Origin of the sequence: Larkinella bovis, assembly GCF_042655385.1 — a bacterium.
GTDB lineage: Bacteria > Bacteroidota > Bacteroidia > Cytophagales > Spirosomataceae > Larkinella > Larkinella bovis.
In genome coordinates, this window is sequence record NZ_JBHSMA010000001.1 from 1,466,357 (window position 1) to 1,491,959 (window position 25,603).

Annotated in this window: 19 protein-coding genes; 13 read left to right on the forward strand and 6 right to left on the reverse strand. The window is 52.2% G+C overall.

Translation table 11 applies throughout. From position 1 onward, the window contains the following. Positions 1–180: 180 nt before the first annotated feature. A complete protein-coding gene (locus tag ACFPMF_RS06115) occupies positions 181–1,305 on the forward strand; it encodes a hypothetical protein (RefSeq protein WP_379842172.1) in 1,125 nt (374 codons plus the stop codon). Positions 1,306–1,452: 147 nt separating this feature from the next. Beyond that, positions 1,453–2,844 (forward strand): sensor histidine kinase, encoded by a 1,392-nt coding sequence (locus tag ACFPMF_RS06120; RefSeq protein ID WP_379842174.1) that lies wholly within the window; start codon positions 1,453–1,455, stop codon positions 2,842–2,844. An 11-nt stretch (positions 2,845–2,855) separates the two neighbouring features. On the opposite strand, the gene mutS is transcribed toward ACFPMF_RS06120, so the two are convergent. Next, positions 2,856–5,537, reverse strand: coding sequence for a DNA mismatch repair protein MutS (gene mutS / locus ACFPMF_RS06125; RefSeq protein ID WP_379842175.1), 2,682 nt, complete (start codon positions 5,535–5,537; stop codon positions 2,856–2,858). 340 nt (positions 5,538–5,877) lie between these two features. Between mutS and ACFPMF_RS06130 the strand changes: the two genes are divergently transcribed. From ACFPMF_RS06130 to ACFPMF_RS06140, 3 genes are all read left to right on the forward strand, one after another. After that, entirely contained in the window at positions 5,878–6,420 is a 543-nt protein-coding gene (locus ACFPMF_RS06130; RefSeq protein WP_379842177.1) for an RNA methyltransferase, read from the forward strand. A 79-nt stretch (positions 6,421–6,499) separates the two neighbouring features. After that, positions 6,500–6,934, forward strand: coding sequence for a hypothetical protein (locus ACFPMF_RS06135; protein ID WP_379842179.1), 435 nt, complete (start codon positions 6,500–6,502; stop codon positions 6,932–6,934). Between the two features lie 431 nt (positions 6,935–7,365). Further along, a complete protein-coding gene (locus ACFPMF_RS06140) occupies positions 7,366–8,661 on the forward strand; it encodes a sensor histidine kinase (RefSeq protein WP_379842181.1) in 1,296 nt (431 codons plus the stop codon). An 81-nt stretch (positions 8,662–8,742) separates the two neighbouring features. On the opposite strand, the gene ACFPMF_RS06145 is transcribed toward ACFPMF_RS06140, so the two are convergent. Beyond that, positions 8,743–12,534, reverse strand: a complete 3,792-nt coding sequence (locus ACFPMF_RS06145; RefSeq protein WP_379842183.1) for a PVC-type heme-binding CxxCH protein — start codon at positions 12,532–12,534, stop codon at positions 8,743–8,745. Between the two features lie 99 nt (positions 12,535–12,633). Further along, positions 12,634–13,752, reverse strand: a complete 1,119-nt coding sequence (locus ACFPMF_RS06150) for a Gfo/Idh/MocA family protein (RefSeq protein WP_379842185.1) — start codon at positions 13,750–13,752, stop codon at positions 12,634–12,636. Between the two features lie 323 nt (positions 13,753–14,075). Between ACFPMF_RS06150 and ACFPMF_RS06155 the strand changes: the two genes are divergently transcribed. Next, on the forward strand, positions 14,076–14,948 hold the full coding sequence (locus tag ACFPMF_RS06155) for an AraC family transcriptional regulator (RefSeq protein WP_379842187.1): 873 nt from the start codon (positions 14,076–14,078) through the stop codon (positions 14,946–14,948). 107 nt (positions 14,949–15,055) lie between these two features. On the opposite strand, the gene ACFPMF_RS06160 is transcribed toward ACFPMF_RS06155, so the two are convergent. Next, positions 15,056–16,123 (reverse strand): PA0069 family radical SAM protein, encoded by a 1,068-nt coding sequence (locus tag ACFPMF_RS06160; protein WP_379842189.1) that lies wholly within the window; start codon positions 16,121–16,123, stop codon positions 15,056–15,058. Positions 16,124–16,297: 174 nt separating this feature from the next. Here ACFPMF_RS06160 and ACFPMF_RS06165 point away from each other — a divergent pair, with 174 nt between their 5' ends. Continuing rightward, entirely contained in the window at positions 16,298–16,996 is a 699-nt protein-coding gene (locus ACFPMF_RS06165; RefSeq protein WP_379842191.1) for a hypothetical protein, read from the forward strand. 285 nt (positions 16,997–17,281) lie between these two features. Here ACFPMF_RS06165 and ACFPMF_RS06170 read toward each other — a convergent pair whose 3' ends face one another. After that, positions 17,282–17,956 carry an ABC transporter ATP-binding protein gene (locus tag ACFPMF_RS06170; RefSeq protein ID WP_379842193.1) on the reverse strand — a complete coding sequence of 225 codons (675 nt, stop codon included), beginning with the start codon at positions 17,954–17,956 and terminating at the stop codon, positions 17,282–17,284. Between the two features lie 274 nt (positions 17,957–18,230). Here ACFPMF_RS06170 and sucC point away from each other — a divergent pair, with 274 nt between their 5' ends. Beyond that, entirely contained in the window at positions 18,231–19,454 is a 1,224-nt protein-coding gene (gene sucC, locus ACFPMF_RS06175; RefSeq protein ID WP_379842195.1) for an ADP-forming succinate--CoA ligase subunit beta, read from the forward strand. Between the two features lie 84 nt (positions 19,455–19,538). Here sucC and ACFPMF_RS06180 read toward each other — a convergent pair whose 3' ends face one another. After that, positions 19,539–20,363 (reverse strand): M48 family metallopeptidase, encoded by an 825-nt coding sequence (locus tag ACFPMF_RS06180; protein WP_379842197.1) that lies wholly within the window; start codon positions 20,361–20,363, stop codon positions 19,539–19,541. 152 nt (positions 20,364–20,515) lie between these two features. Here ACFPMF_RS06180 and ACFPMF_RS06185 point away from each other — a divergent pair, with 152 nt between their 5' ends. The 5 genes from ACFPMF_RS06185 (at position 20,516) to ACFPMF_RS06205 (ending at position 25,545) form a co-directional block, all read left to right on the forward strand. Further along, on the forward strand, positions 20,516–21,127 hold the full coding sequence (locus ACFPMF_RS06185) for a fumarylacetoacetate hydrolase family protein (protein WP_379842199.1): 612 nt from the start codon (positions 20,516–20,518) through the stop codon (positions 21,125–21,127). A 141-nt stretch (positions 21,128–21,268) separates the two neighbouring features. Next, positions 21,269–23,131 carry a M23 family metallopeptidase gene (locus ACFPMF_RS06190; RefSeq protein ID WP_379842201.1) on the forward strand — a complete coding sequence of 621 codons (1,863 nt, stop codon included), beginning with the start codon at positions 21,269–21,271 and terminating at the stop codon, positions 23,129–23,131. Positions 23,132–23,197: 66 nt separating this feature from the next. Beyond that, on the forward strand, positions 23,198–23,647 hold the full coding sequence (bcp, locus tag ACFPMF_RS06195; protein WP_379842203.1) for a thioredoxin-dependent thiol peroxidase: 450 nt from the start codon (positions 23,198–23,200) through the stop codon (positions 23,645–23,647). A 69-nt stretch (positions 23,648–23,716) separates the two neighbouring features. Next, positions 23,717–24,574 carry a transketolase gene (locus ACFPMF_RS06200; protein WP_379842205.1) on the forward strand — a complete coding sequence of 286 codons (858 nt, stop codon included), beginning with the start codon at positions 23,717–23,719 and terminating at the stop codon, positions 24,572–24,574. Positions 24,575–24,588: 14 nt separating this feature from the next. Continuing rightward, the gene (locus ACFPMF_RS06205) at positions 24,589–25,545 is read left to right on the forward strand and encodes a transketolase family protein (protein ID WP_379842207.1); all 957 of its coding nucleotides are present in this window, start codon (positions 24,589–24,591) and stop codon (positions 25,543–25,545) included. The last annotated feature ends 58 nt before the right edge of the window (positions 25,546–25,603 follow it).

Below are 25,603 nucleotides of genomic sequence, written 5' to 3' on the forward strand. Positions count from 1 at the left end.
ATATAGGTTGAGCAGCGCGGAAGGCTTTTGCGGCTTTGAAGTTAAAAGAAATGCACCAAGCGTCAAACCGTCGACCGGGAAGTTTCAATTAAATCCCGGATTTCGGCGTTTCAGGCACCCGGTTTTCCATTTGGTAAAAAGTTCGATTTGGTCTGTCCCCACATTCCTTATTTTTGTGGCATGAAACTGATTTACGCCCTCTTAACCATCACATTGTTTTCGACCAGCACCGCCGTTCGGGCCCAAAAGGTCGATCTCGACCGGTTTTATTTCGACGCCGGTTATTTAATTCTTCCGAAAGAATATACTCCGGCCAACCAGCGCACCTTCGGGGTTCGGGTCATCAGCTCCCCCTCGGTGGCGTCGGCTTACCCGGATGCCGCGGTTTACGAAAAGATCGGCCTGTCGGGATTCGAACGCGTCGAGAACAATCCGGCCGTCGGGATTCAAATCGAATTTGGCAACGTTCGGTTTGAGAAAAGCGACACCAAAATCCGCACCGAAGAAAAAAAGGACAAGGACGGCAAGGTTACCAGCAAAACCGACTATTATTCCATCACGGTCCGCTACAGTTTTAGTGGCAACTACAAAATTCTCGGCACGCGTACCGACGAAAAATCCCTGAGCCGGAAAGAAAAAGAGAAAGCCAGGAATCTGCAAAGCAACCGGTTTTTGCAGGGTGCTTCGCAGGCCGACCCAACCAAAAGCGTCACAACCAGCGGTTATTTCCCAACTGAATTATCGTATACCACCATCGAGTACAAGAACCTGGCCGACGCCCGGCGCTACATCGACCAGAACCAGCAAACGATCCGCACGGACCTGATTACCAAGTACGTCAACGACGCTCTCGTTCGTGTCAACGAGGATGCCAACCGCTGGTACGGGTATGTTCCGACCCAGACGCGGGAGTTTTTGTGGATTCTCGATTCCAAAAGCCACCCCGAATACCCGATCCAACAGGAAGCCATCAAGGCCGTGAAGGAGTTGTCGAAGCGGATGGTGGCGACCCAGCCCATCGACCAGCTGGCCCGCGATCTGCAACCCGTGCTGGATTATTTTCAGGAACTGAAAAACAAGTATCCCGGCAGCGACAAGCGGAACCAGAAAATGCGGTATTCGGCCTTTTACAACCTGATGGTCCTGAATTATTTCCTCGACCGGCCCGATCAGGCCTTAGTGGAAGCCGATGGTTTGATTAAAAATGGGTACGATACCAAAGACGGCGAGCGCTACGCGGGCTGGTCGGAGGAACTGAAGAAGATGCTGGACAAACACCAGATGACCTCCCGGCACGTTCAGTAAGCGCAACGGCTGGCACCGTTCGTCGGCGGCTAAACCCTTCCCGGGTTGCAACTGGTCCCAAACTTTCCTATTTTTCAAGCTGTTGAAACCGGTTACCGGCTCCACGGGCCCACGAACGGCGGTTTCGATCGTTTGAAGCGGAATGCTATGAAGTTTGTTACCGATCTACTTATCCCGGTACTGGTGAGTGCCCTGATGGGGCAAGGCATTATTAGCCTGCTCCGCCGGTTTATCAATACGACGGTTCGGCTGCCACGCTGGGATATTTGGCTACGCCGGTTTTGGCTATCCGCTTTTGGTTTCATTCTGCTCGACCTGCTCATTGCCACCAACGAGTACCGGGCCGACGACTGGTATTTCATCAGCGTGATTCTGGCGGTTATTCTGACACTGATCCTGTCGCGCCACTACCGTCCTTCGCTGATCCTGCTGGTCGCGATGCTTCCGATCACCCTGTTCATTCTGGCAATAGTTTTTCTGTTCACGTTCGATTATGGGGAGCAGTTAGCCAGTTTGTGGGCGTATATTTCCGTTGGCTTCGGTTTTTCAGCCCTCTGGCTGGTTGCCTTTGTCGTTATGGCGTATCGCCAGCGGAAAACCATCGAAAGTGAGCGGCTCGCCCGGCTGGAGAATGAGCGAATCCTGAAAGCCAATGAAGCCCAGAAAGCCGAACTGGAACGGCTGGTGGTGGAACGAACGGCCATCATCCAGCAACAAAAGGAAGCACTGGAACACGCCCTTGCCCAACTGAAAGCAACGCAGGACCAGCTGATTCAATCGGAAAAACTGGCTTCCCTTGGCAGCCTGACGGCCGGTATTGCGCACGAAATCCAGAATCCGCTGAATTTTGTCACCAACTTCGCCGATGTGTCCACCGAATTGATTCAGGAAATGCGCGAAGAAGTAACCCAGCTTGAACAGGCGGGCCCGGTTTTACCGGAATTACTCGGTTTTCTGGACGACAACCTTCGAAAAATTACGCACCACGGCCAGCGGGCTTCGGCCATCGTGAAAGGAATGCTGGAACACTCCCGCTCCTACAATGGCGAACGGGAGCTTACGGACCTGAATGCCCTCGCTGACGAATATAGCAAATTGGCGTACAACGGTTTTCGGGCTAAAAACAAAGCGTTCCAGGTCGAACTGGTCCGGCAAACCGATCCGGTTCTGGCGAAAGTACCGGTGGTACCGCAGGAAATCGGGCGGGTGTTGCTCAACCTGCTGGACAATGCTTTTTATGCCGTTTTCGTAAAAAAACAACGCTCCGGCGGTTCCTACCACCCGACCGTAACGATCAGCACCCGACAGCAAGACGGGCGCATCGAAATGCGGATTGGGGACAATGGCACGGGAATCGACAACGCCATTCAGCCGAAGCTCTTCCAGCCGTTTTTCACCACCAAACCCACCGGAGAGGGCACCGGTCTCGGGTTATCGCTCTCCTACGACATCATCACGAAAGGCCACCGGGGTACGCTGAGTGTTCAGAGTCAGCCGGGTGAAGGAACCGAGTTTATCATTAGCCTGCCCATCACCTAAGGGCCGGGCGATTAGTCTTCAATCATTTTCAGCAGCTCATTCAGTTTCAGCAGTGCTTCGATGGGCGTCAGGGTGTTGATGTCCATTTTCCGGAGCTTCTCCTTCACAGCTTCGGCTTTCGGATCACCCGCATCGAAGATTTTGAGAGTAATGTCGTTGGCTTTGGGCATTTCCCGCAGGGTTTCGCGTTTGGTATCCCCCGCCCCTTCGCGCTGGCTTTCGAGTTCCCTCAGAATTTCACCGGCCCGGCTGACAATTTTCGCCGGCATGCCGGCCATCTGCGCAACGTGAATCCCAAAGCTATGTTCGCTCCCGCCCTCTTTGAGCTTCCGCAGGAAAATGACTTTATTGCCCATTTCCTTGACGGCCACGTTGAAGTTTTTGATGCGTGGCAGATCCGTCGCCAGTTCGTTCAGCTCGTGGTAGTGCGTCGCAAACAGCGTCTTGGCCCGATATTGCGGGTGGTTGTGCAGGTATTCGGCAATCGACCAGGCAATGGAAACCCCATCGTAAGTACTGGTTCCCCGCCCGATTTCGTCCATGATCACCAGGCTTCGTTCGCTGAGATTGTTCAGAATGCTGGCGGTTTCGGTCATTTCCACCATGAACGTCGATTCGCCCCGTGAAAGGTTGTCGGACGCTCCAACCCGGGTAAAGATCTTGTCGACGATACCGATTTCGGCCTCCGACGCGGGCACAAAACATCCGGTTTGCGCCATCAGCACGATGAGAGCGGTTTGCCGCAGCAGGGCGGATTTCCCGGCCATATTCGGGCCGGTAATGATGATGATCTGCTGCGTTTCGTCGTCCAGGTACAAATCATTCGGCACATACGGTTCGCCGGGTGGGAGTTGCTGTTCAATCACCGGGTGCCGTCCGTCCTTGAATTGCAGCACCCGGGTGTTGGTGATGGTCGGTTTGACGTAGCGGTTTTTCTCGGCAACTTTAGCAAACGACGCCAGCACATCCAGCACCGAAATCACGCGGGCGTTCTGCTGAATGTGGTTGACGTATTCGCCGGCCGCCAGCACCAGATCGTTGAACATCCGCTGTTCGATCATGAAAATCTGGTCTTCGGCATTCAGGATCTTGTCCTCGTATTCCTTGAGTTCGGGGGTTATGTAGCGCTCGGCGTTCACCAGCGTCTGTTTACGAATCCAGTCCTCCGGCACGCGGGACTTGTGGGCGTTCGACACTTCCAGGTAATAGCCAAAGACCTTGTTATACGCCACTTTCAGCGAGCTAATGCCCGTCCGCTGGATTTCCCGGTTTTGCAGTTGCACCAGAAAATCCTTGCCCGAAAATGCAATGGCATGCAGCGCGTCCAGATCGGCATTAACCCCGCTCTGGATCATCCCGCCCTGGTTGCTCACCACCGGCGCTTCCTCCTTCAGTTCGGCTTCAATCCGGTCGACCAGAAAAGTGCACGGATTGAGCTGATCGGCGTACTTTTTGATCGACGAGCTGACGGGCTGCTGCGCGAGGGCCGTAATCAATAATTCCTTGATGGGCAGAATATGCGCCAGGGAGCGTTTCAACTGCACCATTTCACGCGGGGAAATCCGCCGGACGGCCACTTTGGAAATCAGCCGTTCCAGATCCCCAATCTGCTTCAGATGCTGGCCAAGAGCCTCCCGCAGGCTCAGCTGGCCGTCGTCCGACTGACTGTCTTTGAGCAGTTCTACGGTATTAAGTCGTTCTTCGATCAGCGGCTTGTCTTTCAGCGGCAACAACAACCATTTACGCAGCAAGCGCGCGCCCATTGGCGTTAGCGTCTGATCCAGAATCTGAATCAGCGGAATGCCGCCTTCCTGCTGCGCCGACACCAGTTCGAGGTTGCGGATCGTAAACCGGTCGAGCCAGACGTATTTATCTTCTTCCAGCCGGGTCAGCCGGGCAATGTGACCGACATCCTTATGCTCCGTTTCGTTCAGATAATGGAGCACCACGCCCGCGGCCACGATGCCGTCGGCCAGGCCTTCTACCCCAAATCCTTTCAGCGACGAGGTCTGGAAATGCTGGGTCAATAAAGGATACGAAAAGTCGTAGGTAAAGGCCCAGTCTTCCAGCGTGTAGGTATGAAATTTGTCGCCGAACAATTCCACGAAATCTTTCCGGTATTTCTTGCAGAACAGAACCTCCGACGGATTGAAGCTTTGCAGCAACTTATCAATATAGGCGGTATTTCCCTGCGACGTCAGGAACTCGCCCGTCGAGATATCCAGAAAGGCCACCCCAAACTGGGCTTCCGCCCCCGTTCCTTTCGCGAAATGCACCGCAGCCAGGTAATTATTGCGCCGGGTATCCAGCACGTTATCGTTGAACGAAACCCCCGGTGTAACCAGTTCAGTAACGCCCCGCTTCACGATACCTTTGGCCATCGCCGGGTCTTCCAGCTGGTCGCAAATCGCCACGCGTTCGCCCGCCCGAACCAGTTTCGGCAGGTAGGTATCCAGAGAATGGTGCGGAAAACCGGCCAGGTCCTCGTTGGCACCACCATTATTGCGTTTCGTCAGGGTAATGCCCAGAATCCGGCTCGCTTTCACGGCGTCTTCGCCGAAGGTTTCGTAAAAATCTCCCACGCGAAAAAGCAGAATCGCTCCGGGGTATTTGGCTTTAATCTGATTGTATTGCCGGTTTAAAGGAGTCTCGGCGGTTTTCTTAATGGGTTTACTCAAGGTGGTATTTTTCACAAATTGCGTCTGCTTAATTTAAACAAAAATACGAAATTTAGGGAGAGGGCGACCAGAAAAAACCGGGTTATTGTCGATAAGTCCCCATTTGTTTGGGCTTCCTGAAAACTGTTTATACTTTGCCGAACAATCCATCCGGCCATGCCCGTCGGCCGTTTTCTTCCGTATTTTGCCTTCCTGCTAACCTGCCGTATGCCGGTGGTTTACGGGAACGTGGTGTTTCACACTAGCGGCCATCCGACCGCTCGAAACCCTACGGCGTTCCGGAGGAACGGCTGGCCATCGCCAGGGCCCGGAAACAGTCTTCAATCACTTTTTCATTTCCATTGAACCTAGTCAAATGCCGAGAAAAATAAGTCTTGACGAACTCAATCGTCTGTCGGTCGAAGCGTACAAAGAAGCCGAAAAAAAACCGTATTGCCTGATTCTGGATAACGTCCGGAGCCTCAACAACGTCGGGTCCGTGTTTCGTACGGCGGATGCGTTCCGGGCCGAAAAAATCTACTTGTGCGGCATTACCGGCACCCCGCCCCACCGCGATATCACGAAAACGGCACTGGGTGCCACGGAGTCGGTGGACTGGGAATATGTTTCGGACGTCATTGAACTGACCGAGCGCCTGAAAACCGCCGGGTGGCTCATTGCCGCCATCGAGCAGGCGGAAGGAAGCGTCGAGTTACAGGAATTTAGCCCGTTACCCAACAAAAAAGTTGCGTTTGTGTTTGGCAATGAAGTTGCTGGAGTGCACAACGATGTCGTTGAAAAAGCCGATCTGGTACTGGAAATCCCACAGTACGGCACCAAACATTCGCTCAATATCGCCGTCAGCGCCGGAATCGTTTGCTGGGATTACCTGACAAAGGTTAACAAAAACTTAACGTAACCCTTTTGTTTTTACCATATCTTTCGTAGTTGTTTGTAGATTTTTTTCATACCACAGTTCCATTTAAAGAGCACCCTTCATGAAGACTAAAAAGAAGTCGCTGGCAGCCGAAATTGCCACCTCGATCGAAACTAAATTATCCGAAGCCGGAGAACAATCCAAAAAAGTAAAGAAAGCGATCGAGAAGTCAGCGAGTAAACTGGCCGACCGAATTAGCAAACTTTTCAAGAAAGAAGACGACAAGAAGAAAAAGCAGGCGGCAAAAGCCAAGAAAAAAGCCGACGAAAAAGCCAAGAAGGTTACCAAAAAAGCGAAGAAAGTGACGGCCAAAGCTGACAAAACCGTTGAGCCCGGCCCCGTTACGCCCGAAAAAGAAGCCGCAGAGGTCAAAGCCGCAACTCCGGCCCCGAAAGCACCCGCGAAACCCAAAGCCACGCCCAAACCGGCTGCCACCCAAGCCCCGCGAGCCCCCCGAAAAGCACCTGCTCCGGAAACAACTCCCTCGGAAGCTTGATGTAGAGGGGGTTGACTAAATTCGTAAACTTTTTATGCGCAGGGTTCCGGCTCTGCGCTTTTTTGTTTTCAACCCAAAAACCGGTAAGCACCTACTAATCTGCCACTTAGCATTTTTTTCTGTCTGTTAATTAGTAATCACTAAGTATTTTTCTACCGACAATTTGTTTTTTATTACTAACATAGCTTGAATTACAACTTATTATTCAAGTAATTAGCAAAATATCAATATCGCAACACCTGTCTGATAAATAGAAATATTTTCTAATTTCCCGTTCGGTTACCCTCCTGCCTTCCAGCGATGGAAAGCTTCCATAGAGTACCCTTTTGCTGACTATTCATAAAAAGATTCTTATAAAGAAAGCTGACTTTTAAAAAATTCATTCGTCTAAACGGAGTATAGTCTATCAAGCCCTTTTCTCTGGCGTATCTATGTCGCGACTGACTACCCGTATTCTGATTGTGCTATCTGTCCTCTCGATCGTTGGCATCGTGGCCACTCAGGTATACTGGGTTCGGAAGGCTTATGAAGTGCGCGAACGGCAATTTTTGCAAAACGCAACCAAAGCGCTCGGTCAGGTAGCCCGGCGTGTAGCCCAGCCCGCAGCCGGTGTTCCGGTTGACGTTCAGGTTGTCACCTTATCCCCGGCGTATTATCTGGTCACGCTCAATGCTCCGATCAATCCGAGAAAACTGGAGTTTTTCCTGTCTGCCGAATTGCAGATTCATCAGATACTGACGCATTTTGAGTACGGCGTTTATGATGATCAGGCGGGTCAGCTTGTTTACGCCAACTCGACCAGGCACGAAAACGAATCCTCGCTGTCAACCCCGTCAGGTGTTCCGTCAGTTGCTTCGCCCTACTATTTCGTGGTTCGATTTCCCAATCAGGTTCATTACCTGACCCAGCAACTGGATACCTGGATTCTGGGCTCCATGATTGTTTTGCTGATTACCAGCTTCTTTGTCTATCTGTTTTACCGGATGCTGACGCAGAAAACCCGGACGGAAGATCAGCGGGAGTTTATCAATAACATGACCCACGAATTACAGACGCCCATTAGCTCAATCAAGATAGCAGCAGACGTTCTTTCTTCCCCCAAGATTATGGAGCAGCCCGAGCGGATGCTCAAATACGTTCGGATGGTTCAGGAAGAAACCTTGCGTCTGCAACAGCAGGTTGAAACGGTTTTGACCGTAGCCCGAGCGGAAAAGAAGGGAGCGTTCAATCTCCAGCCCGTTCCCATCGACATGCACGAATTGCTCTATCAACTGGCCGAGCGTCACGGTGATTATCTGCATCTGGAACTGGATGCTCATTATTCAGTCATTCAGGCCGACCGGTTGCACGTAGGCAATGTTTTGGGAAACCTAGTGGATAACGCCCTGAAATATTCCCCGGTCAACCCGGTTATTCGGCTGATGACTCGCAACGAAAATAGTCAGTTCGTGCTCATGGTGCAGGATAACGGCATCGGAATAGCGCCGGAACATCAACCGCATATTTTCAATGCCTATTACCGGGCCCCTGGCGCTAACCATCACAGTGTCAAAGGGTTTGGCTTAGGACTGAGTTACGTTCAGAAAATCGTAAAAGCACATCGCTGGAAAATTGCCCTGACCAGTGCGCTCGGGCAGGGAAGTACGTTCAGCATTCGAATTCCCCAGCCCATTGTTCATCCGTTCAGCCAAAACCGCAAATCGGTTTTGAATAGCGACGAGCTATAAAAGAAAAGCGTTACAACCAGAAAGCAGAATGGCTTGCGGTAAGGCAAGCCATTCTGCTTTTTTATGACGAAGTACCAGGGCTTACTTGGCCGCTTTTTCCGTAGTTGCAGCCGGTTTTACCCGCATGATCCCGTTCATGATCCGCCAGTGGCCCGGGAAGGTACAAACGAAAGGATAATCGCCCGGTTGGGCCGGAGCCGTGAATTTCAGACGATACGTCTGCTCCGGATTAACGAGCGGAGAGGCCGCGACCACTTGCGGAATCGTCGGAACATAATTCTTTTCGGCGCCGTCTTTCGCGGTAATCATTTTGTCGGCCGCTGCGCCGATAATTTCCAGCGATTTCGGTTTTCCGACGACAATATTATGTTGCATAGCATCGATATTCTCAAAAATGATCTCTACCGGTTTTCCGGCCGTCACGGTAAATTCCTTCTTGTCGAACTGCAGTGCTTCCTTGATGGGTTTAATGCGAACGGTTTCCACATTCGGGTCAACGGCTGGCTCCGCCGACACACCCCAGGCCTGTAAAACCCGGCTCATGCGGTCGCGACTTTCAGAAGGGATTGTATTGACCAGACTGGCGACAAACGCTTTGTCAGCGTCGTTCAGCGTCGCTTTCCGGCGGAATCCCCACCCCTCAGAAATCCCTTTAACGATAGCCGTGCGGCCCGCCGGATCAAGCTCTTGTGAAGTTCGTAACAACGCAATGATCGATTCGGTGGGAGCGGCTGCGGTATAATTCCGAATGGCCCGCTCCAGCACAAACGCGTTCATGTTTTGCGGAGGCCGGTACGTTAATTTATGCACCAGAACGTTATTCCGCTCATCGCCTTCAGCCAGCACATTTTTATCATCAACGGTAGCCACAATCGAATAGTCACCAGCTTTCTCGAAGGAAACCCCGAAATTCGTATTCCAGGGACCATTGTTGCCTTCCTGAATCGTGACGGTCTCGCCCGGTTTGATACCGGACGTATGTTTCTGGCTCACGTACTCCAGTTTCCGGCCCTGGCCTTCAATCCGGATATTGAGCGGAATGGGCGTTCCTTCCGGAATGGACGCGCCCCCCTTGTTGGTTACTTCCACAAAAATCCGGGCGGGTTCGCGCACAAACGGCGAAGTCGGTTCCGTGCGAATTTTGGTCACGACCAAATCCGGCTGATTTCCCGAAGCAGATGCAGCTTGCGTCGTGGTTTGAGCAGCCATCGCGCCATGGTCGTGGTGACCACTCATCGATTCCGGCTCTTTCGGGGCGGTTCTGCTGTTCTGAGCCAATTGTTTGAGAAAACCCTGCAACAACTTGCCGTCATGGCTGGTTAAGGCGCAGGCAAAGGCATCGGGCAACCACCGGTCATTCAGTTCTTTCGCGTTGCTCAAACGGGTCAGAATGGCGGTTTCGGCCGCCGGAGAGCCCGGCATTTCCGACAACGCCAGCAGCGTGTTCAGCACCACCAACGGTTCCTGATCATTCAGTGAATTCGCCTGTAGCAACGCATTGACCGAAGCTTCGTTCCGGGGCAACACCTGAACGGCGGTTTTCCGCACCCCGGCACACGCGTGCTTCAGGGCCGCGGTCGCCGTTTGCAACACACGGGCATCCGAACCATCCAGCACACCTAAACCCTGTAGCGTCCAGAGCGCGTGAATGGCGGCCGGATTGATTCCGATTTCGTCCAGCGACTGGTCTTTCACCAGTTCAATCAATTGCGGCACTACATCTTTCTGCCCCCGTTCCACCAGCAAGCGCTGGGCGGTTTGCCGCCAGAACATGTTGTTATTCTTTAAAGCCGCCACCAGTTCCTGCGGACGATCCTTGCTCAACGATAAAGGGGTGTACACGGGTGCTTTTTTGTAACCGATGCGGTAAATCCGTCCGTGCGTATAGTCCCGCAAATCGGTTTCGTAGGCATTTCCCGGTCCGTTTTGGGCACCCTTCGGTGTCGGGTTGTGCTGAATGATAAAGCTGTACCAGTCGACGACCCATACCGCCCCGTCGGGACCTACTTCGGCAAAAACCGGAGCGACCCATTCGTCGGCGCCCGCCAGCAGGTTAAAGCCCAGCCCTTCCGTATCTTCGAAGTCCGTACCATTTTTCACCATAATATTCTGGTGAACAATATGCCCTGTCGGTTCCGACACGAAGGCAACCTTGTTCCAGTAAGCTTTCGGAAAGGCCCGCGCGGTGTAAAAATTATGCCCGGCTGCCGCCGTGAAACCACCAAACACGTCGACCTGCCGAACCTTTTCGGTGATTGGCTTCATGTCTTTATGCGTATCGGTGCTGCGGCTTCCGCTCCCACTTCCACCCGGAAAATACCGGTGGGGAATTGCCAGATACCAGCCGTGCGAGTTGTTAGCCGTCGACCCAAAAACATCCCCGGTTTCGTTGAACGCGAATCCCCAGGTGTTATTCGATGTGCTGGTAACATATTCCAGTTTTGAACCGTCCGGTTTGAACCGGAAAAAGCCCTGGCCGAACTTCAGGCTGTCGGCCCCGACTTTACCCACAAAACCGGAATAACCGACGCAGCCCCAGATCCAGTTGTCAAAACCAACGTGCAGGTTGGAGGGGCCGGCATGGGTATCACCCGTGCCAAAACCGGTGAACAGAATCTTTTTCTCATCGGCCTTGTCGTCACCGTCGGTGTCTTTCAGGAACAACATATGAGGTGCCTGGGAAACAATGACTCCACCATTGTAAAAGGTCAGCCCCGTCGGAATACTCAGTCCGTCGGCAAACCGGGTAAATTTATCGGCCTTACCATCTCTATTCGTGTCTTCACAGATCACAATGTAGTCTTTCCCACCGCTGTCTTTCCGCTCATTGGGATAATCCTGGGTAATCAGGACAAAGAGCCGTCCGCGCTCATCCCAGGCCATGGCGATCGGGTGCATGACATTGGGCTCGTGCGCAAATAATTCAAGGGTGAAATCGACCGGCACCTGTATGTGCTTCATCGATTCTTCGGGTGACAGGGCCAACTGCCGGAGTTGTGGTCCGGAGCGTTTTTCGTAGTTTGGCAGATTGGCTTCGACGTATTGGAAGGCCTGCGGTTTCAATCCATCGTGCAAGGCTTTGACTTTGTCGCCAACGGCCCACAAAATACCCTGTTCCAGCAAGGCCTGAAAACCGGGTACGGTCCAGGTGCGCTGGTCGTGACCGTAAGCCGTATAGAAAACGCGGCCTTTGCCGTAGTTTCGGGTCCAGGTATAGGGTTCGGTTTTCTGACCCGGCCGGTTGGCCGCTACCATATCCTTCTCCTGATCGGCTTTGATGTCGCGTACCGCCAGCACGTTGTTATCGGGCTGGAGTTTGTCGTGGATATATGTTTCGTCGTACGCCTTGAACGGTTTCAGCCCCATAATGGCCGGGTGGCCAGGCTGCACGGTCAGCGTCTGGATGGTGTCCATCCGGTGGCGCCAGAACTGTCCGCCCACCATTTTGACATACTCCGACGAATTCCGGAAACAGTACGAAGCACAGTGCACAGGAATCAATCCCTTGCCGCCGGCCACGAAATCGATCAGGGCTTTTTCCTGCGGGGCCGGAAGGCTGTCCCAGTTCGCATAAATCAATAATCCGTCGTATTTCGCCAGGTTCTCGGCATTGAGGTCCTCCAGCCGGTCGGTATACGTGAAGTTGATTCCTTTGCTTCCCAGCGCTGCCATTATTTCGGGGACACGCTCGGCCGGTCGGTGGTGACCGTGATCCCCCAGAAACAGAATTTCCGTCCGGCGCGGGCCCTCGGTGTTGGCCGAAGTACTCGCTCGTCCTCCCACACTGCCTGAACTACTACCCGACTGCTGGCGGGCACAATCGGTCATCAGGACCAGCAGGCTCAGGATTAGGAATAGGGTATACTTTTTCATAATGGGTTGGTTTAACACGTTGGTATTGAAGAAAAACACCGGACAACCGCAGGGAGAACATCAGATGGAAGGACGCGTTTCGCCGGTGTTTTTCCGAAATTACAAACTCTTGAAATCCGGCAGGTTTTTCAACTTGCCGCCTTCCATGGCCGAATCGTGAGCCAGAATACCAACGCTCGTCCAGTTGGCCGATTGGGCTGCGTTCGGGAATGGATCGCGGTCTTCGACAATGGCCGACACGAATTCGTGCACCATGTGCGGGTGCGAACCACCGTGACCGCTTCCCTGCGTGAACGACAGGTGCGTATTTTCGGCCAGATCGTAAACACCCTGCGTGGTAAACTGCTGAATTTCAGCGGGTAGATAATGGGCATAATCCGGCACTTTTACCTTTTCCGGAATTTCGTGTTCGGGCTTTTTCGCCGTATGAATCACCGGATCTTCGCCTTCGATCAGCGGCCATTCGAACGATTTTTTCGATCCGTATACCTCAAAACTTTCCCGATATTGACGGGCCGTGTCGAACAGGGACCGATACACATACGCCGACAAATCACTGTCTTTGAACTTGATATGCGCCGACTCAATGGCAAACGGTGAATTGTAATGCGCAATCAGTTCTTCACGGATGGTGCCCGAACCGAAGCACGACACATATTCGGCTTCCAGTTTCAGCAGGGCCGAAACCGGGCCTACGCAGTGCGTCGCGTAGTGCATCGGCGGCAAACCGGGCCAGTAACCGGGCCAGCCATCCATATCCTGCTGGTGGCTCGCTTTCAGAAACTGAACTTTTCCGAGTTCACCTTTTTCATACAACTCCTTGACAAACAGAAACTCCCGGCTATACACCACCGTCTCCATCATCATGTATTTCTTCCCGCTTTCCTGGCAGGCTTTCACAATTTCCAGGCACTCTTCCACCGTTGTCGCCATTGGAACCGTACAGGCAACGTGTTTCCCCGCCCGCAAGGCTTTCAGCGATTGTTCGGCGTGGTTGTGAATGGGCGAATTGATGTGAACGGCATCGACGGCGGGATCGGCCAGCAGGTCGTCGATGTTACTATACCGTTTTTCAATGCCGAAAGCGTCACCAATTTCGTTGAGTTTGTCGGTGTTACGCTGGCAGATGGCATACATGTTCGTATGCGGGTGACGTTGATAAATGGGGATAAACTCGGCACCAAAGCCAAGCCCTACGATGGCAATATTGATTTTCATACGCATAGGACGGATCGTTCCATCCGTCTTTCGTTGGGATTTAGATGCGACCGAAACCCTGCATTGAATTCGGTCCCGGGGTTTAAAAAGTATAAAAGGTAATCGTTTTGCCGTTTATAGTGGCCGATGCGGTTTTTGTTGCGACCAAGAACACGCCCTACTCAATCGTTCCATTCCGGCTTATTCCTATTTATTCTCAATCAATTACTACAAAAGTAGGGAACAAATTAGGATTCTTCACGGCTTTTATTGCCAAATACCGGTTTTATTTTAACCAAAAAAGTTTGATAAATTTGCAAACAACAGCAAAAGAGAGCACAATCATGCGCAATGCCCTCCGAAAAGACCTGGAACCCGTCGCTTCTTCCTTTATCATAAAAGAGCTTGTTGAACCTCACTTCGACCAGAACTGGCATTTCCACCCCCACTTTCAGTTATTTCTGGTAGAGGAGGGAACCGGAACCCGCTTTATCGGCGATTCCATTAAACCGTTTTCGGAAGGCGATCTGGTATTTTTGGGGCCTAATCTGCCCCACCTCTGGCGGAGCGATCACGCCTTTTTCCAGCGGGATTCGGGCCTAACGACCCGGGGCATTGTCGTGTATTTTTCGGAAGATTTTCTGGGTGATCATTTTTTCGATAAGCCGGAAATGAACCTGATCCAGCAATTACTCGAGCACGCCCGGCGCGGCCTCGAATGGACGGGCCCCACCCGGTTGCGGGTGCAGGAAGCCCTGCAACACCTGGTGACCCATCCCGTCAACTTCAACCGCGTCCTTACCTTTTTGCAGCTGCTCGACGAGCTTTCCCATGCTTCCGATTACCGGTTTATTACCAGCCTTGGCTACACCAATACCGTTAAACCATCGGAAAAGGACCGGATGCAGCAGGTGCACAATTACGTGCTGGGCCATTTCCACGACGACATCAGTCTGGATACCGTCGCCGATCTGGCGGGTATGACGCCCCCCGCTTTTTGTCGGTATTTTAAGGCCCGCGCCAACAAAACCTTCTCCGAATTCGTGTCAGAAATCCGGATTGGCCACTCGTGTAAGTTACTGATGGAAGGAAAGTTAACCGTAACCCAGGTCAGCTACGAAAGCGGTTACCGGACCCTTTCCAACTTTAACCGGCAGTTCAAAGGCATTACGGGTCAGACCCCGTCGGAATACGTCCGGACCGTGCGGGCCGTATAAGCGGTTGTATGGGGAGCCTTATGCCATTGTACCGCAAAAACCGGCCACCAAATCAACGGAATGAAGCCATCGCTTTCTACCCATGAGGGAAATGGACCAACCCGGTTTTACGGATCATCAAAAAGACTCAACTGGCCTTTCCGTAAAAACCGGCTGGTATCCAGAGGTGGAAAACCTTCAGTCGGTAAATACTTTCGAACGGCAATACGATGAAGTTGCCGGATCTGCTCCGCCATCTTTCCTTCACCCGACATGCGGGTGCCGAAGCGGGAATCGCTTAGTTGTCCGCCGTGGCAGTCGCGAATCTGGTTCAGTACCTTGTCGGCCCGATCGGCGAAATTTTTCCGAAGCCAGTCTTCAAACAACGGGCCAATCGCCCCATTAAGTCGAACGAGGGTATAACCGGCCCAGACCGCCCCATTGTTGGCCGCTTCCTCCACCAGCTTCGGAATTTCCTTCGCATTCAGGCCGGGAATGATCGGTGCCGTCATTACCCCCACCGGAATCCCGGCGCTCGCCAGTTCCTTCATGACCTGCAACCGACGCCGGCCCGTCACCGTGCGAGGCTCCATGACCTGCCGCAGCGGCTCGTCCAGCGTGGTAAGGGTTACCAGGACCACCACCAGATGCTGCGCGGCCAGTTGTTGCAATAAATCTTTGTCGCGCAGCACCAGGGCGTTTTTGGTAATAATACTAACCGGATTTCGGTAAAGCAGGCATAGTTCCAGAATCCGGCGGGTTAGCCTGAAACGTCGTTCGGCGGGTTGGTAACAATCCGTGTTGCCCGACAAATGAATGACTTCCGGCTGGTATTTTTTCGACAAAAATTCCTTTTCCAATAATTCCGGCGCATTCATTTTCACGAGAATCTTGCTCTCGAAATCCAGACCGGCGGAATAACCCCAGTATTCGTGCGAATTGCGGGCGTAACAATAAATACAGCCGTGTTCACATCCCATATACGGATTGACGGAAGCAACGAACCCAATGTCCGGACTGTGGGGGCGACTAACAATCTTTTTGGGCAGTTCTTTAAAAAACCGGGTTTGGACGGTCGGCTCCGGAAAATCCTCATCGGGAACATTCGGTCCGGGGTCAAGTTCTATGTGCAGTTTTTGAAACCGATTCCGGGTATTCAACTGGGCTCCGCGCCCCCGAACATAGTCATCCTCCATAGCGTGTGTTTCAGAAGTGTCAGACAATAATATAAGTAAAATATATAACATACAACTCAAACACAATTTCTTTTGTTTACCAGACTTAATTAGGGGCGAATCGGCTGTTAATTTTTCTTAAAAAACCGCCGTTCGTTGCCAACCTATTCGTTTATAGCGAACTTGCCACGGATTATGAGATTTCTGTTTGTCTTTCTTTTTATCTCCTGTGCTGCCTGGGCCCAGCCACCCAAATACATCCTTGGTAAAGTCCTGGATCAGGAAACCGGCAAGGGTGTCGGCAATGCCAGCGTTATCAACAAACGCTCCCTGGCGGTCGGGCGCACCAACCAGCTCGGTAATTACTATTTGCAGGTAAAACCGGGGGATTCGGTTGTGGTGACCAGTCCAACCCACGGCCGCCGGGCTTTCCTGTGGGACGGTACGACCCAGGAACCGGTGATGCGGATGAAACGCGAACTGGCGGATAATGTCATCACGCTGAATGAAGTGACGGTTCGGGGCAAACAGGAAGCTGAACTCAAGCGCGAACTCGAACAATTGCTGAGCGAACCGGAAGCAAAGCGGGGTGTGTCGGCGGAGCAGGTGCTGGACCGGGCGGCTTCGGGGTCGGTGATTACGCTGCTGTACGAAGCGTTCAGCAAACGCGCCAAAGCCGACCGAAAAGTCCTGGTTTTGATGCAGGAAGATCGTCGGCACAAGCTGGCTGTGTACCGGTTCGACCTGGTGGCAGGCCGGGCTACGGATCTTAAAGGTGATGAACTGGATAAGTTCCGGGAATTCTGCCAGTTCGATGACATGGGCATTCTGCAAGCCACCGAATACGAGCTTACCTTTGCAATTTTACAACAGCTCCGGGCCTTTAAACGGTAATCCGGGGCCTTTTAGGTGAAATTTTCCGAAGTAGAAAAAGGGCTAATAAGGGGATTTACTTACCAGAAACAAAAAAGCCATGCGGGATTTCCCTCATGGCTTTCTGATTTACTCAACGTTATGAAAAACTTTTCTTTTCGATGCAAATATATAATATTAGTGATGATATAATTTCAAAAAGGTTAAAAAAATTTTACATGAGCATTTTATTAACCATTACTAACTTACTATCAACAGGTTACACAAAAACACAAAACAAACAGCCCGCCAACACCCTAAGTACATTTACTTAGCTTCATTCCTTCCTATCAAGCCATCCCGAATCGTTAACCTCCGGTCTGCCATGGTTGCCAGCAAATCGTTATGGGTAACGATTACAAAGGTTTGACCCAATTCGTTCCGTAACCGGAAAAATAGCTGGTGTAACTCCTCCGCGTTGTGCGAGTCCAGGTTTCCGCTGGGTTCGTCCGCGAAAACGATGGCGGGTGAATTGATCAGCGCCCGGGCCACGGCGGTTCGTTGCTGCTCCCCTCCTGATAATTGAGACGGTAAATGGTGCTTCCGGTCACTTATACCTAGTATATTTAACAGTTCTTCGGCCCGGGCGCGCACTTGTTTTTCGTCATGCCCCGCAATAAAACCGGGCAGACAGACATTTTCGAGGGCCGAAAACTCCGCCAGCAGATTGTGAAACTGAAAGACAAACCCGATTCGCTCGTTCCGAAACCGGGCTAATTCTTTTTCCGTCAGACCGAAAATAGGTTTCCCGGCCAGCGTTACCTCTCCCGAATCCGGTCGATCGAGCGTACCCAGGATATGCAGCAGGGTACTTTTCCCGGCCCCGGATGCGCCCACAATCGAGACAATTTCGCCAGCGTGAATTTCCAGATTAATTCCCTTTAAAACGGGCAGATCACCGTGCGAACGGATCAGATTAACAGCTTTTAAAAGCGGTTCCATACGAGACTATTTAGGATCAAATGCCTGATTTCCGGCAGGAAGTTTACCGTTCGGCTAAAATACGCATTCAAAAACCGGAACTCAGGCGGATTGATTGGCTTATGTATAACTTAGTGTCCTTCAACAAGCTACCAAACGGGCTAAATGCTGGTTTTGAAGCCAATCAAACGATTTGCTGAAGATTAAAAATGAAAGAAGTTGTTACGCTAAATTTCGTTAAACTATCTTTACCGCGAAAATAATCTTTTTTTCACCATTCCTTGTTTCGCTTCGTATGAACATTCACGAGTACCAGGGTAAAGAGATATTAAAACACTACGGCGTCCGGGTTCAGGAAGGCATCGTAGCCGAATCGCCCGAAAAAGCCGTTGAAGCCGCCAAACAGATCATGGCGCAAACCAATTCCAAGTTTGTCGTCATTAAATCGCAGATTCATGCGGGCGGCCGTGGAAAAGGTAAAATCCAGGGGTCCGAGCAGCGCGGGGTTCAATTGGCGAAATCGGTGGATGATGTTCGGGAAATCTCCAAGAATATCATTGGCAATGTACTGGTCACTCACCAGACCGGTCCCGAAGGGAAGAAGGTAAACAAAGTGCTCGTGGCCCAGGATGTGTACTATCCCGGCGCTTCTGAGCCGAAAGAATATTACGTGGGCATTCTGCTCGACCGCGCCAAAGCCTGCAACGTCATCATGGCCAGCACCGAAGGGGGGATGGACATCGAAGAAGTAGCGGAACACTCGCCCGAAAAAATTGTCAAGGAATGGGTGGATCCCGCCATTGGTCTGCAACCGTTCCAGGTTCGTAACATCGCGTTTGCCCTTGGTCTGGAAGGCGAAGCCTTCAAAGAAATGGTCAAATTCATCGGTTCGCTCTACAAAGCTTACGTTGAAACCGATTCGTCGATGTTCGAAATCAACCCGGTTTTGAAAACGTCGGACAACAAGATTCTGGCCGTGGACGCGAAGGTGAACCTGGATGACAATGCGCTGTATCGTCACCCGGACCTGAAAAACCTGCGCGATATTACGGAAGAAGATCCGCTGGAAGTGGAAGCAACAGCGAATGACCTGAACTACGTCAAACTGGACGGAAACGTGGGTTGTATGGTGAACGGAGCCGGTCTGGCAATGGCGACGATGGATATCATCAAACTGTCGGGCGGAGAGCCTGCTAACTTCCTGGACGTAGGCGGTGGCGCCAATGCCAAAACCGTCGAAGCCGGTTTCCGGATTATTCTGAAGGACCCCAACGTGAAAGCGATCCTGATCAACATCTTCGGCGGTATCGTTCGGGGCGACCGGGTTGCTACGGGGGTCGTAGAAGCCTACAAAGCGATCGGCGATATCAAAGTCCCGATTATTGTTCGTTTGCAGGGAACCAACGCTGAAGAAGGTGCCCGTATCATTGATGAATCCGGCCTGAAAGTCTATTCTGCCGTCCAGCTGAAAGATGCTGCGGCAAAAGTAAAGCAGGTATTGGAGGGAATTGGTGCGTAATTAAACAGACGCATAAAAAGGAGAAAGGGTTGTCTGGCACGTGAAGCACGTCTGCCTGACAACCCTTTTTTGATGGAAAACCGGTTACCTGCCTTTCTGGTAATACTTCATCGCATCCGGCATTTGTTTCTGCAGATCCCGAATCCGACGCTCATCCGAGGGGTGCGTTGACAGAAACTCCGGCGGTTTTTGCCCCGAACCGGCTTTGGCCATCCGCCCCCAGAAATTAACAGCCTCCTGCGGGTTGTAGCCCGCCATCGCCATAAAAATCAGGCCTAATTTATCAGCCTCCGATTCCTGCGACCGGCTGTGCGGAAGCGCCCGACCTACCTGATACGCAATCGGTAAGCCAGCCCCTACCGCTTGCAGGAGCAAGGCGTTGGTCTGGCTACGCTGGTTTTGTGACAACGAACCCAGCACGAGCTGCCCCCCTTGCATCAGGCCGTTGGCCAGCAGTCCTTCGCTCATCCGTTCGTTCCCGTGTTCGGCAATGGCGTGCGAAACTTCATGCCCCATGACCGTGGCCACTCCCGCTTCATTCTGCGTATACTTCAGAATCCCGGTATAGAAAGCCACTTTTCCACCCGGCATACACCAGGCATTCACCTCCGGACTTTGAATCAGGTTAAATTCCCATTGAAAACCGTTCAGCCGCTCACTCAGATTATTAGCGGCCATATACGACTCAACGGCTTTCTGAATTCGAACCCCAACCCGCTTAATCATATCTTCCTCGTTCCCGGAACGAACGACTCTACTGGTGTCGAGTACTTCTTTGTAATTCGTAAAACTCAACGGCAGCATCTGTGAATTCGGAATGAGCACCAGCTGGTTCCGACCCGTAAGCGGGACCTTCTGACAGGCAATGACGAGGCCAATCATCAACATGGCCATTATCGCTCTTTTCATGGTTAGAATCTGATAGTGTTTAGATATTTTAGACGTCAAAACTATCTACAAGAGACTGTTTGGATCCCAACTTTGTTCAAAATTTTTAATAAGCGTGCGGTTGGGCCATCTTTCCTGTTTAGATTTGCGGCAGCAGCCAAAGTTTAAATCGCATGAAAATCATCGCCGTCGGACGGAATTACGCCGAACATATCAAGGAGCTCAACAACGAACAACCCGACGATCCGGTTATTTTCACCAAACCCGAAACGGCCATTCTGCGACCCGGCGACCCTTTTTTCTACCCCGATTTTTCGACCGATGTTCATTTCGAAGTTGAGATCCTGGTGCGCATCAGCCGGACGGGTAAAAATATCGACCCGAAGTTCGCCCACCGGTACTACGAAGAAATTGGGATCGGGATTGACTTCACGGCGCGCGATCTCCAATCGAAACTGAAAGCCAAAGGCTTACCCTGGGATCTAGCGAAAGGTTTCAATGGTTCGGCTCCGATGTCGTCCTTCGTTCCTAAAACCGACTTTCCGGATCTTCGCAATCTCAATTTCCGGCTCGATGTTAACGGAGAAACCCGGCAAGCGGGCAATACGTCCCTGATGCTGTTTCCGGTCGATTACCTGATTTCCTTCGTATCCAACTATTTTCTGTTGTTGCAGGGCGATGTATTATTTACCGGAACGCCCAAAGGGGTCGGCCCCGTGCGGATTGGTGACAAATTGACCGCTTATATTGAAGACCGGAAAATGTTAGAGTTTGAGGTAAAATAACAACGGTTCTGGCGGAGGATTATGGTAGAAATGGTGCGACGTACGCTAATTATAGTCAGTCTTTCCCTGCTTTGTATCACGGCAGGTAGTGCGCAAACACCCCGTAAAGAAATACTGAAAGCCGTTCAACCCGGTTATTTTATGTTCCCGATCATGCCCGGCGAAGCCAACTCATTATCAGGCGGTTTGGGGGATTTGCGACCGAATCATTTTCACGCGGGGATCGATATCCGAACGGCACAGCGCGAGGGGCTGGATGTTTACGCAGCCGCCGACGGCTACGTGTCCCGAATTGCGGTTTTTACGGGCGGTTACGGCAATGTTATTTTTATCAGACATCCGAACGGGTTAACAACGGTGTATGGCCATTTAAAAAACCTGAACGATACCCTGGGCCAGTATCTACGGGCCGAACAGTACAAAAAGCAAACCTTTGAAATCGATCTGCGCCCGCAGCCCAATCAGTTTCCGATCAAAAAAGGGGAAATCATTGCGCTATCCGGCAATACGGGCGGCTCGGGGGGCCCGCATTTACATTTTGAAATTCGGGATGAGAAAAACAACCTGATCAATCCGATGCTGTTCGGCTTTCAGGAACTGGAAGATAACGTCCCTCCGTTCTTCGAGCGCATTGCCCTGCAACCCCTAACGCCCGCGTCGCGCGTGAACGGACAGGCTGGCCGCCTGGCCCTTTCTCCGGTTCGGAAGCCCAACGGTGATTATGTACTGAATCAGCCGGTTTCGGCCTCCGGTTTTATCGGACTTGAGGTGCTGGCGCACGACCGGACGAGCGGGTCGCCGTTCAAAAATGGGCTGACCTGCATTGAAATCCAGCTGGACGACCAGGAAGTGTTCGCCTATACCATGAACCACTTCCCCAACGAAGAAACGCGCCTGATCAATCTGCACATGAATTACGGCATTGAGCAACTGACGGGCCAGCGGTTTCACCGGTGCTACATTGCCGACGGTAATACGTTGAATCTGTATCGGTACGGTAAAACGAAAGGGAAACTGCCCCTGTTCGACGGAAAACCGCACGTTGTCACGATCACGCTTTATGACAGTTTTCAGCACACGACCTCGCTGCGGTTTACGGTTTTGCCGGACACGGAAAATGCGATCGCCAATCCCCTGAAACCGAGCAAATTGCCGACCGCTCTTTTCAGTTCAGTGCAGGAAAATACACTGATCATCAGAGCCCGTAACTTTCCGACCACGAAAGCGCCCGACGCCCGGTTGTATCTGGACGGAGGCACGGAAGAAATACCGGCGACTTACGTTTACGCCAATGAAGCGTATTATATTGTTGATTTACAGCAAAATTTACCGGATTCGGTGCAAATTGGCAAAACCGTCCTGCCACTGAATTTCAGGAAACGTATTTTGCCCGGTCAGTCCATGACGTATCAGGATTCGGCGGTTACCATCGGATTTCAAGCGGAAAGCCTGTACGACACGCTGCATCTGGCGGTTTCGCATTCGGGGAACCGCCTGTCGATCAACCAGGGCACCATTCCGTTAAACGATAACATTGAGGTCGATTTCGTACCGGCCGAGCCGGTGGAAAATACGGCCCGGACACAGATGTACCTGATCAACGGCAACCGGCGCTATTATGTGGGCGGTTTTTGGAAAAATGACCATTTTCTGTTCCGGACCCGCCAGTTGGGCACGTTTCAATTGCTGACGGATGCCAATCCGCCGACGGTTAAATTTTTGCGGAAAGACCACGAAGCGCTGGTGGCAACGGTCAAAGACGACCTGTCCGGGCTTGACACGGTGCGGGCAATGGTCAACGGGGAGTGGGTTCTGATGCAATACGATTACAAGCGGGCCCTAATCTGGTCGGATAAACTGGATTCCACGAAACCGTTTGAGGGTAGTGTGGTGTTAGAGGTCAAAGACCGGGCGGGGAATCTGACGACGGTTACGGCCACGCTTCCCCCGGCGCCCCGACCCGTTGTCGTGGATTCGGCGGATATTTCAAACAACGAAAAATAAGCCCGGGTGGGCAATCGGTAATTTTTGCCTTTATTTGCCTCCCCGAAGCGATTAAACTCCAACACTATGGCTCTCCACATCGGCGACGCGGCTCCCGACTTTGCAACCCGCGACCAGAATGGCAACCCGGTCCGGTTATCGGACTTCCGGGGGAAAAAGGTGGTTCTGTATTTTTACCCGAAAGACGATACGCCCGGCTGCACCGCCGAAGCCTGTAGCCTGCGCGATAACTACGAGCATCTGCAAAAAGCCGGCTACGAAGTATTGGGCGTGAGTGTCGATGATGAAAAATCGCACCAGAAGTTCATCAAAAAGTATAACCTGCCCTTTCCGTTGCTGGCCGACACCGACCATCAAATCGTGGAAGCGTATGAGGTCTGGCGGGAAAAATCGATGTTCGGCAAAGCTTACATGGGCATCGTCCGCACCACGTTCTTACTTGATGAACAGGGGAAAATCACCGAGATCATTACCAAAATTGACACCGAAAAACACGCTGAACAGATTCTGAAATAGACCTGGAGCGGAACGACTGGCCCGAAAAACCGGTCTCTCCCTCTTGTCGCAACTCTTTTCTTTAAACACATGGAAATCCAACAATTACAACACATTGCCACGCAGGTTCGGCGCGATATTGTCCGAATGGTTCATGCCGTTAATTCCGGCCACCCCGGTGGTTCGCTGGGCTGTACGGACCTTCTGGTTGCGCTCTATTTCGACGTGATGCGTCTGAAACGCGACGAAGAAGGGAAGGCCATTTTCGATATGGACGCCCGCGATGAGGACGTTTTCTTCCTGTCGAACGGGCACATTTCGCCGGTTTTTTACAGTGTTCTGGCACGCTCGGGGTATTTCCCGGTTTCGGAGCTGGCTACATTCCGGAAGATTGACAGCCGTTTGCAGGGCCACCCGGCTACGGCCGAACACCTGCCCGGTATCCGGATTGCGTCGGGCTCCCTCGGACAAGGGCTGTCGGTAGCCTGCGGGGCGGCTTTTGCCAAACGCCTGAACGGCGACGACAAACACGTTTACGTGCTGATGGGCGACGGGGAACAGCAGGAAGGCCAGATCTGGGAAGCGGCTTCGTTTGCGCCCCACCACAAGCTCGGCAACCTGACGGCCATCATCGACTTCAACGGCCAGCAGATCGACGGGCCGACCAATCTGGTGATGAACAACCGCGACCTCGGCGCCAAATACCGGGCGTTTGGCTGGAACGTGACCGAGATGCAGGGCAACGACATGAGCGACATCATCAAGACGCTCCACGAATCGAAAACCGATCCCGACGTACCGACCCTCATTCTGATGAAAACCGAGATGGGTTTCGGCGTCGATTACATGATGGGAAGTCACAAATGGCATGGCTTGGCTCCGAACGACGAACAACTGGCCGTGGCCCTGAATCAACTGCCGATCACGGCAGGAATGGAAGATTACTGATCCTTGAACGTACCATGAAAAAATACACCTATACCGAAAAGAAAGACACTCGCTCCGGCTTTGGCGCGGGCATTCTTGAACTGGGCCGCACCAACCCCAACGTCGTGGCCCTAACCGCCGACCTGGCCGGTTCGCTCAAACTGGAAGGCTTTATCAAGGAGTTTCCCGAACGCTACGTGCAGTGCGGGATTTCGGAAGCCAACATGATCGGCGTGTCGGCCGGCCTGACCATCGGCGGCAAAATTCCGTTTGCGACCTCGTTTGCCAACTTCGCCACCGGCCGCGTCTACGACCAGATCCGGCAGTCGGTTTGTTATTCGAACAAAAACGTCAAAATCTGCGCGTCACACGCCGGGTTGACGCTGGGCGAAGATGGCGCTACGCACCAGATTCTGGAAGATCTCGGCATGATGAAAATGCTGCCGAACATGACCGTTATCAACCCCTGCGATTTCAACCAGACCAAAGCAGCTACCATCGCCATCGCCAATTACGAAGGACCGGTTTACCTGCGGTTTGGCCGTCCGGTGGTGCCGATTTTTACCCCGGCGGATCAAAAATTTGAAATCGGTAAAGCACTCGTGCTGAACGAAGGGCCGGATGTGTCTATTTTCGCAACGGGTCACCTGGTTTGGGAGGCCATCAAAGCCGGTGAAATCCTGGCCGAACAGGGCATTGATGCCGATATTATCAACATTCACACGATAAAACCGTTGGATGAAGAGGCTATCCTCGCATCGGTGCGCAAAACCCGCTGTGCGGTTTCGGCCGAAGAACACCAACTGAACGGTGGTTTGGGCGATAGCGTGGCTCAGGTGCTGGCCCGGAATTTCCCCGCTCCACTCGAAATGATCGGTGTCCACGACAGCTTTGGTGAGAGCGGTACGCCCGACCAGTTGATGAAAAAATACGGCCTGACTGCCGAAAAAATTGTCGAAGCTGCCCTGCGGGCCAAAGCCCGTATCGTTTAATGTTTGAGGTTTAACGTTTAAGGTTTAACGGAAACTGGATTCTGGCTATAACCTTAAA

Coding starts and splice junctions, on each gene's coding strand:
- ACFPMF_RS06180 (WP_379842197.1), bottom strand. CDS start 20,363: ATGAAAAGAGCGATAATGGCCATGTTGATGATTGGCCTCGTCATTGCC.
- ACFPMF_RS06150 (WP_379842185.1), bottom strand. CDS start 13,752: ATGAAAATCAATATTGCCATCGTAGGGCTTGGCTTTGGTGCCGAGTTT.
- ACFPMF_RS06160 (WP_379842189.1), bottom strand. CDS start 16,123: ATGGAGGATGACTATGTTCGGGGGCGCGGAGCCCAGTTGAATACCCGG.
- ACFPMF_RS06140 (WP_379842181.1), top strand. CDS start 7,366: ATGTCGCGACTGACTACCCGTATTCTGATTGTGCTATCTGTCCTCTCG.
- ACFPMF_RS06145 (WP_379842183.1), bottom strand. CDS start 12,534: ATGAAAAAGTATACCCTATTCCTAATCCTGAGCCTGCTGGTCCTGATG.
- ACFPMF_RS06135 (WP_379842179.1), top strand. CDS start 6,500: ATGAAGACTAAAAAGAAGTCGCTGGCAGCCGAAATTGCCACCTCGATC.
- ACFPMF_RS06130 (WP_379842177.1), top strand. CDS start 5,878: ATGCCGAGAAAAATAAGTCTTGACGAACTCAATCGTCTGTCGGTCGAA.
- ACFPMF_RS06115 (WP_379842172.1), top strand. CDS start 181: ATGAAACTGATTTACGCCCTCTTAACCATCACATTGTTTTCGACCAGC.
- bcp (WP_379842203.1), top strand. CDS start 23,198: ATGGCTCTCCACATCGGCGACGCGGCTCCCGACTTTGCAACCCGCGAC.
- ACFPMF_RS06170 (WP_379842193.1), bottom strand. CDS start 17,956: ATGGAACCGCTTTTAAAAGCTGTTAATCTGATCCGTTCGCACGGTGAT.
- sucC (WP_379842195.1), top strand. CDS start 18,231: ATGAACATTCACGAGTACCAGGGTAAAGAGATATTAAAACACTACGGC.
- ACFPMF_RS06185 (WP_379842199.1), top strand. CDS start 20,516: ATGAAAATCATCGCCGTCGGACGGAATTACGCCGAACATATCAAGGAG.
- ACFPMF_RS06120 (WP_379842174.1), top strand. CDS start 1,453: ATGAAGTTTGTTACCGATCTACTTATCCCGGTACTGGTGAGTGCCCTG.
- ACFPMF_RS06205 (WP_379842207.1), top strand. CDS start 24,589: ATGAAAAAATACACCTATACCGAAAAGAAAGACACTCGCTCCGGCTTT.
- ACFPMF_RS06155 (WP_379842187.1), top strand. CDS start 14,076: ATGCGCAATGCCCTCCGAAAAGACCTGGAACCCGTCGCTTCTTCCTTT.
- ACFPMF_RS06200 (WP_379842205.1), top strand. CDS start 23,717: ATGGAAATCCAACAATTACAACACATTGCCACGCAGGTTCGGCGCGAT.
- ACFPMF_RS06190 (WP_379842201.1), top strand. CDS start 21,269: ATGTTCCCGATCATGCCCGGCGAAGCCAACTCATTATCAGGCGGTTTG.
- ACFPMF_RS06165 (WP_379842191.1), top strand. CDS start 16,298: ATGAGATTTCTGTTTGTCTTTCTTTTTATCTCCTGTGCTGCCTGGGCC.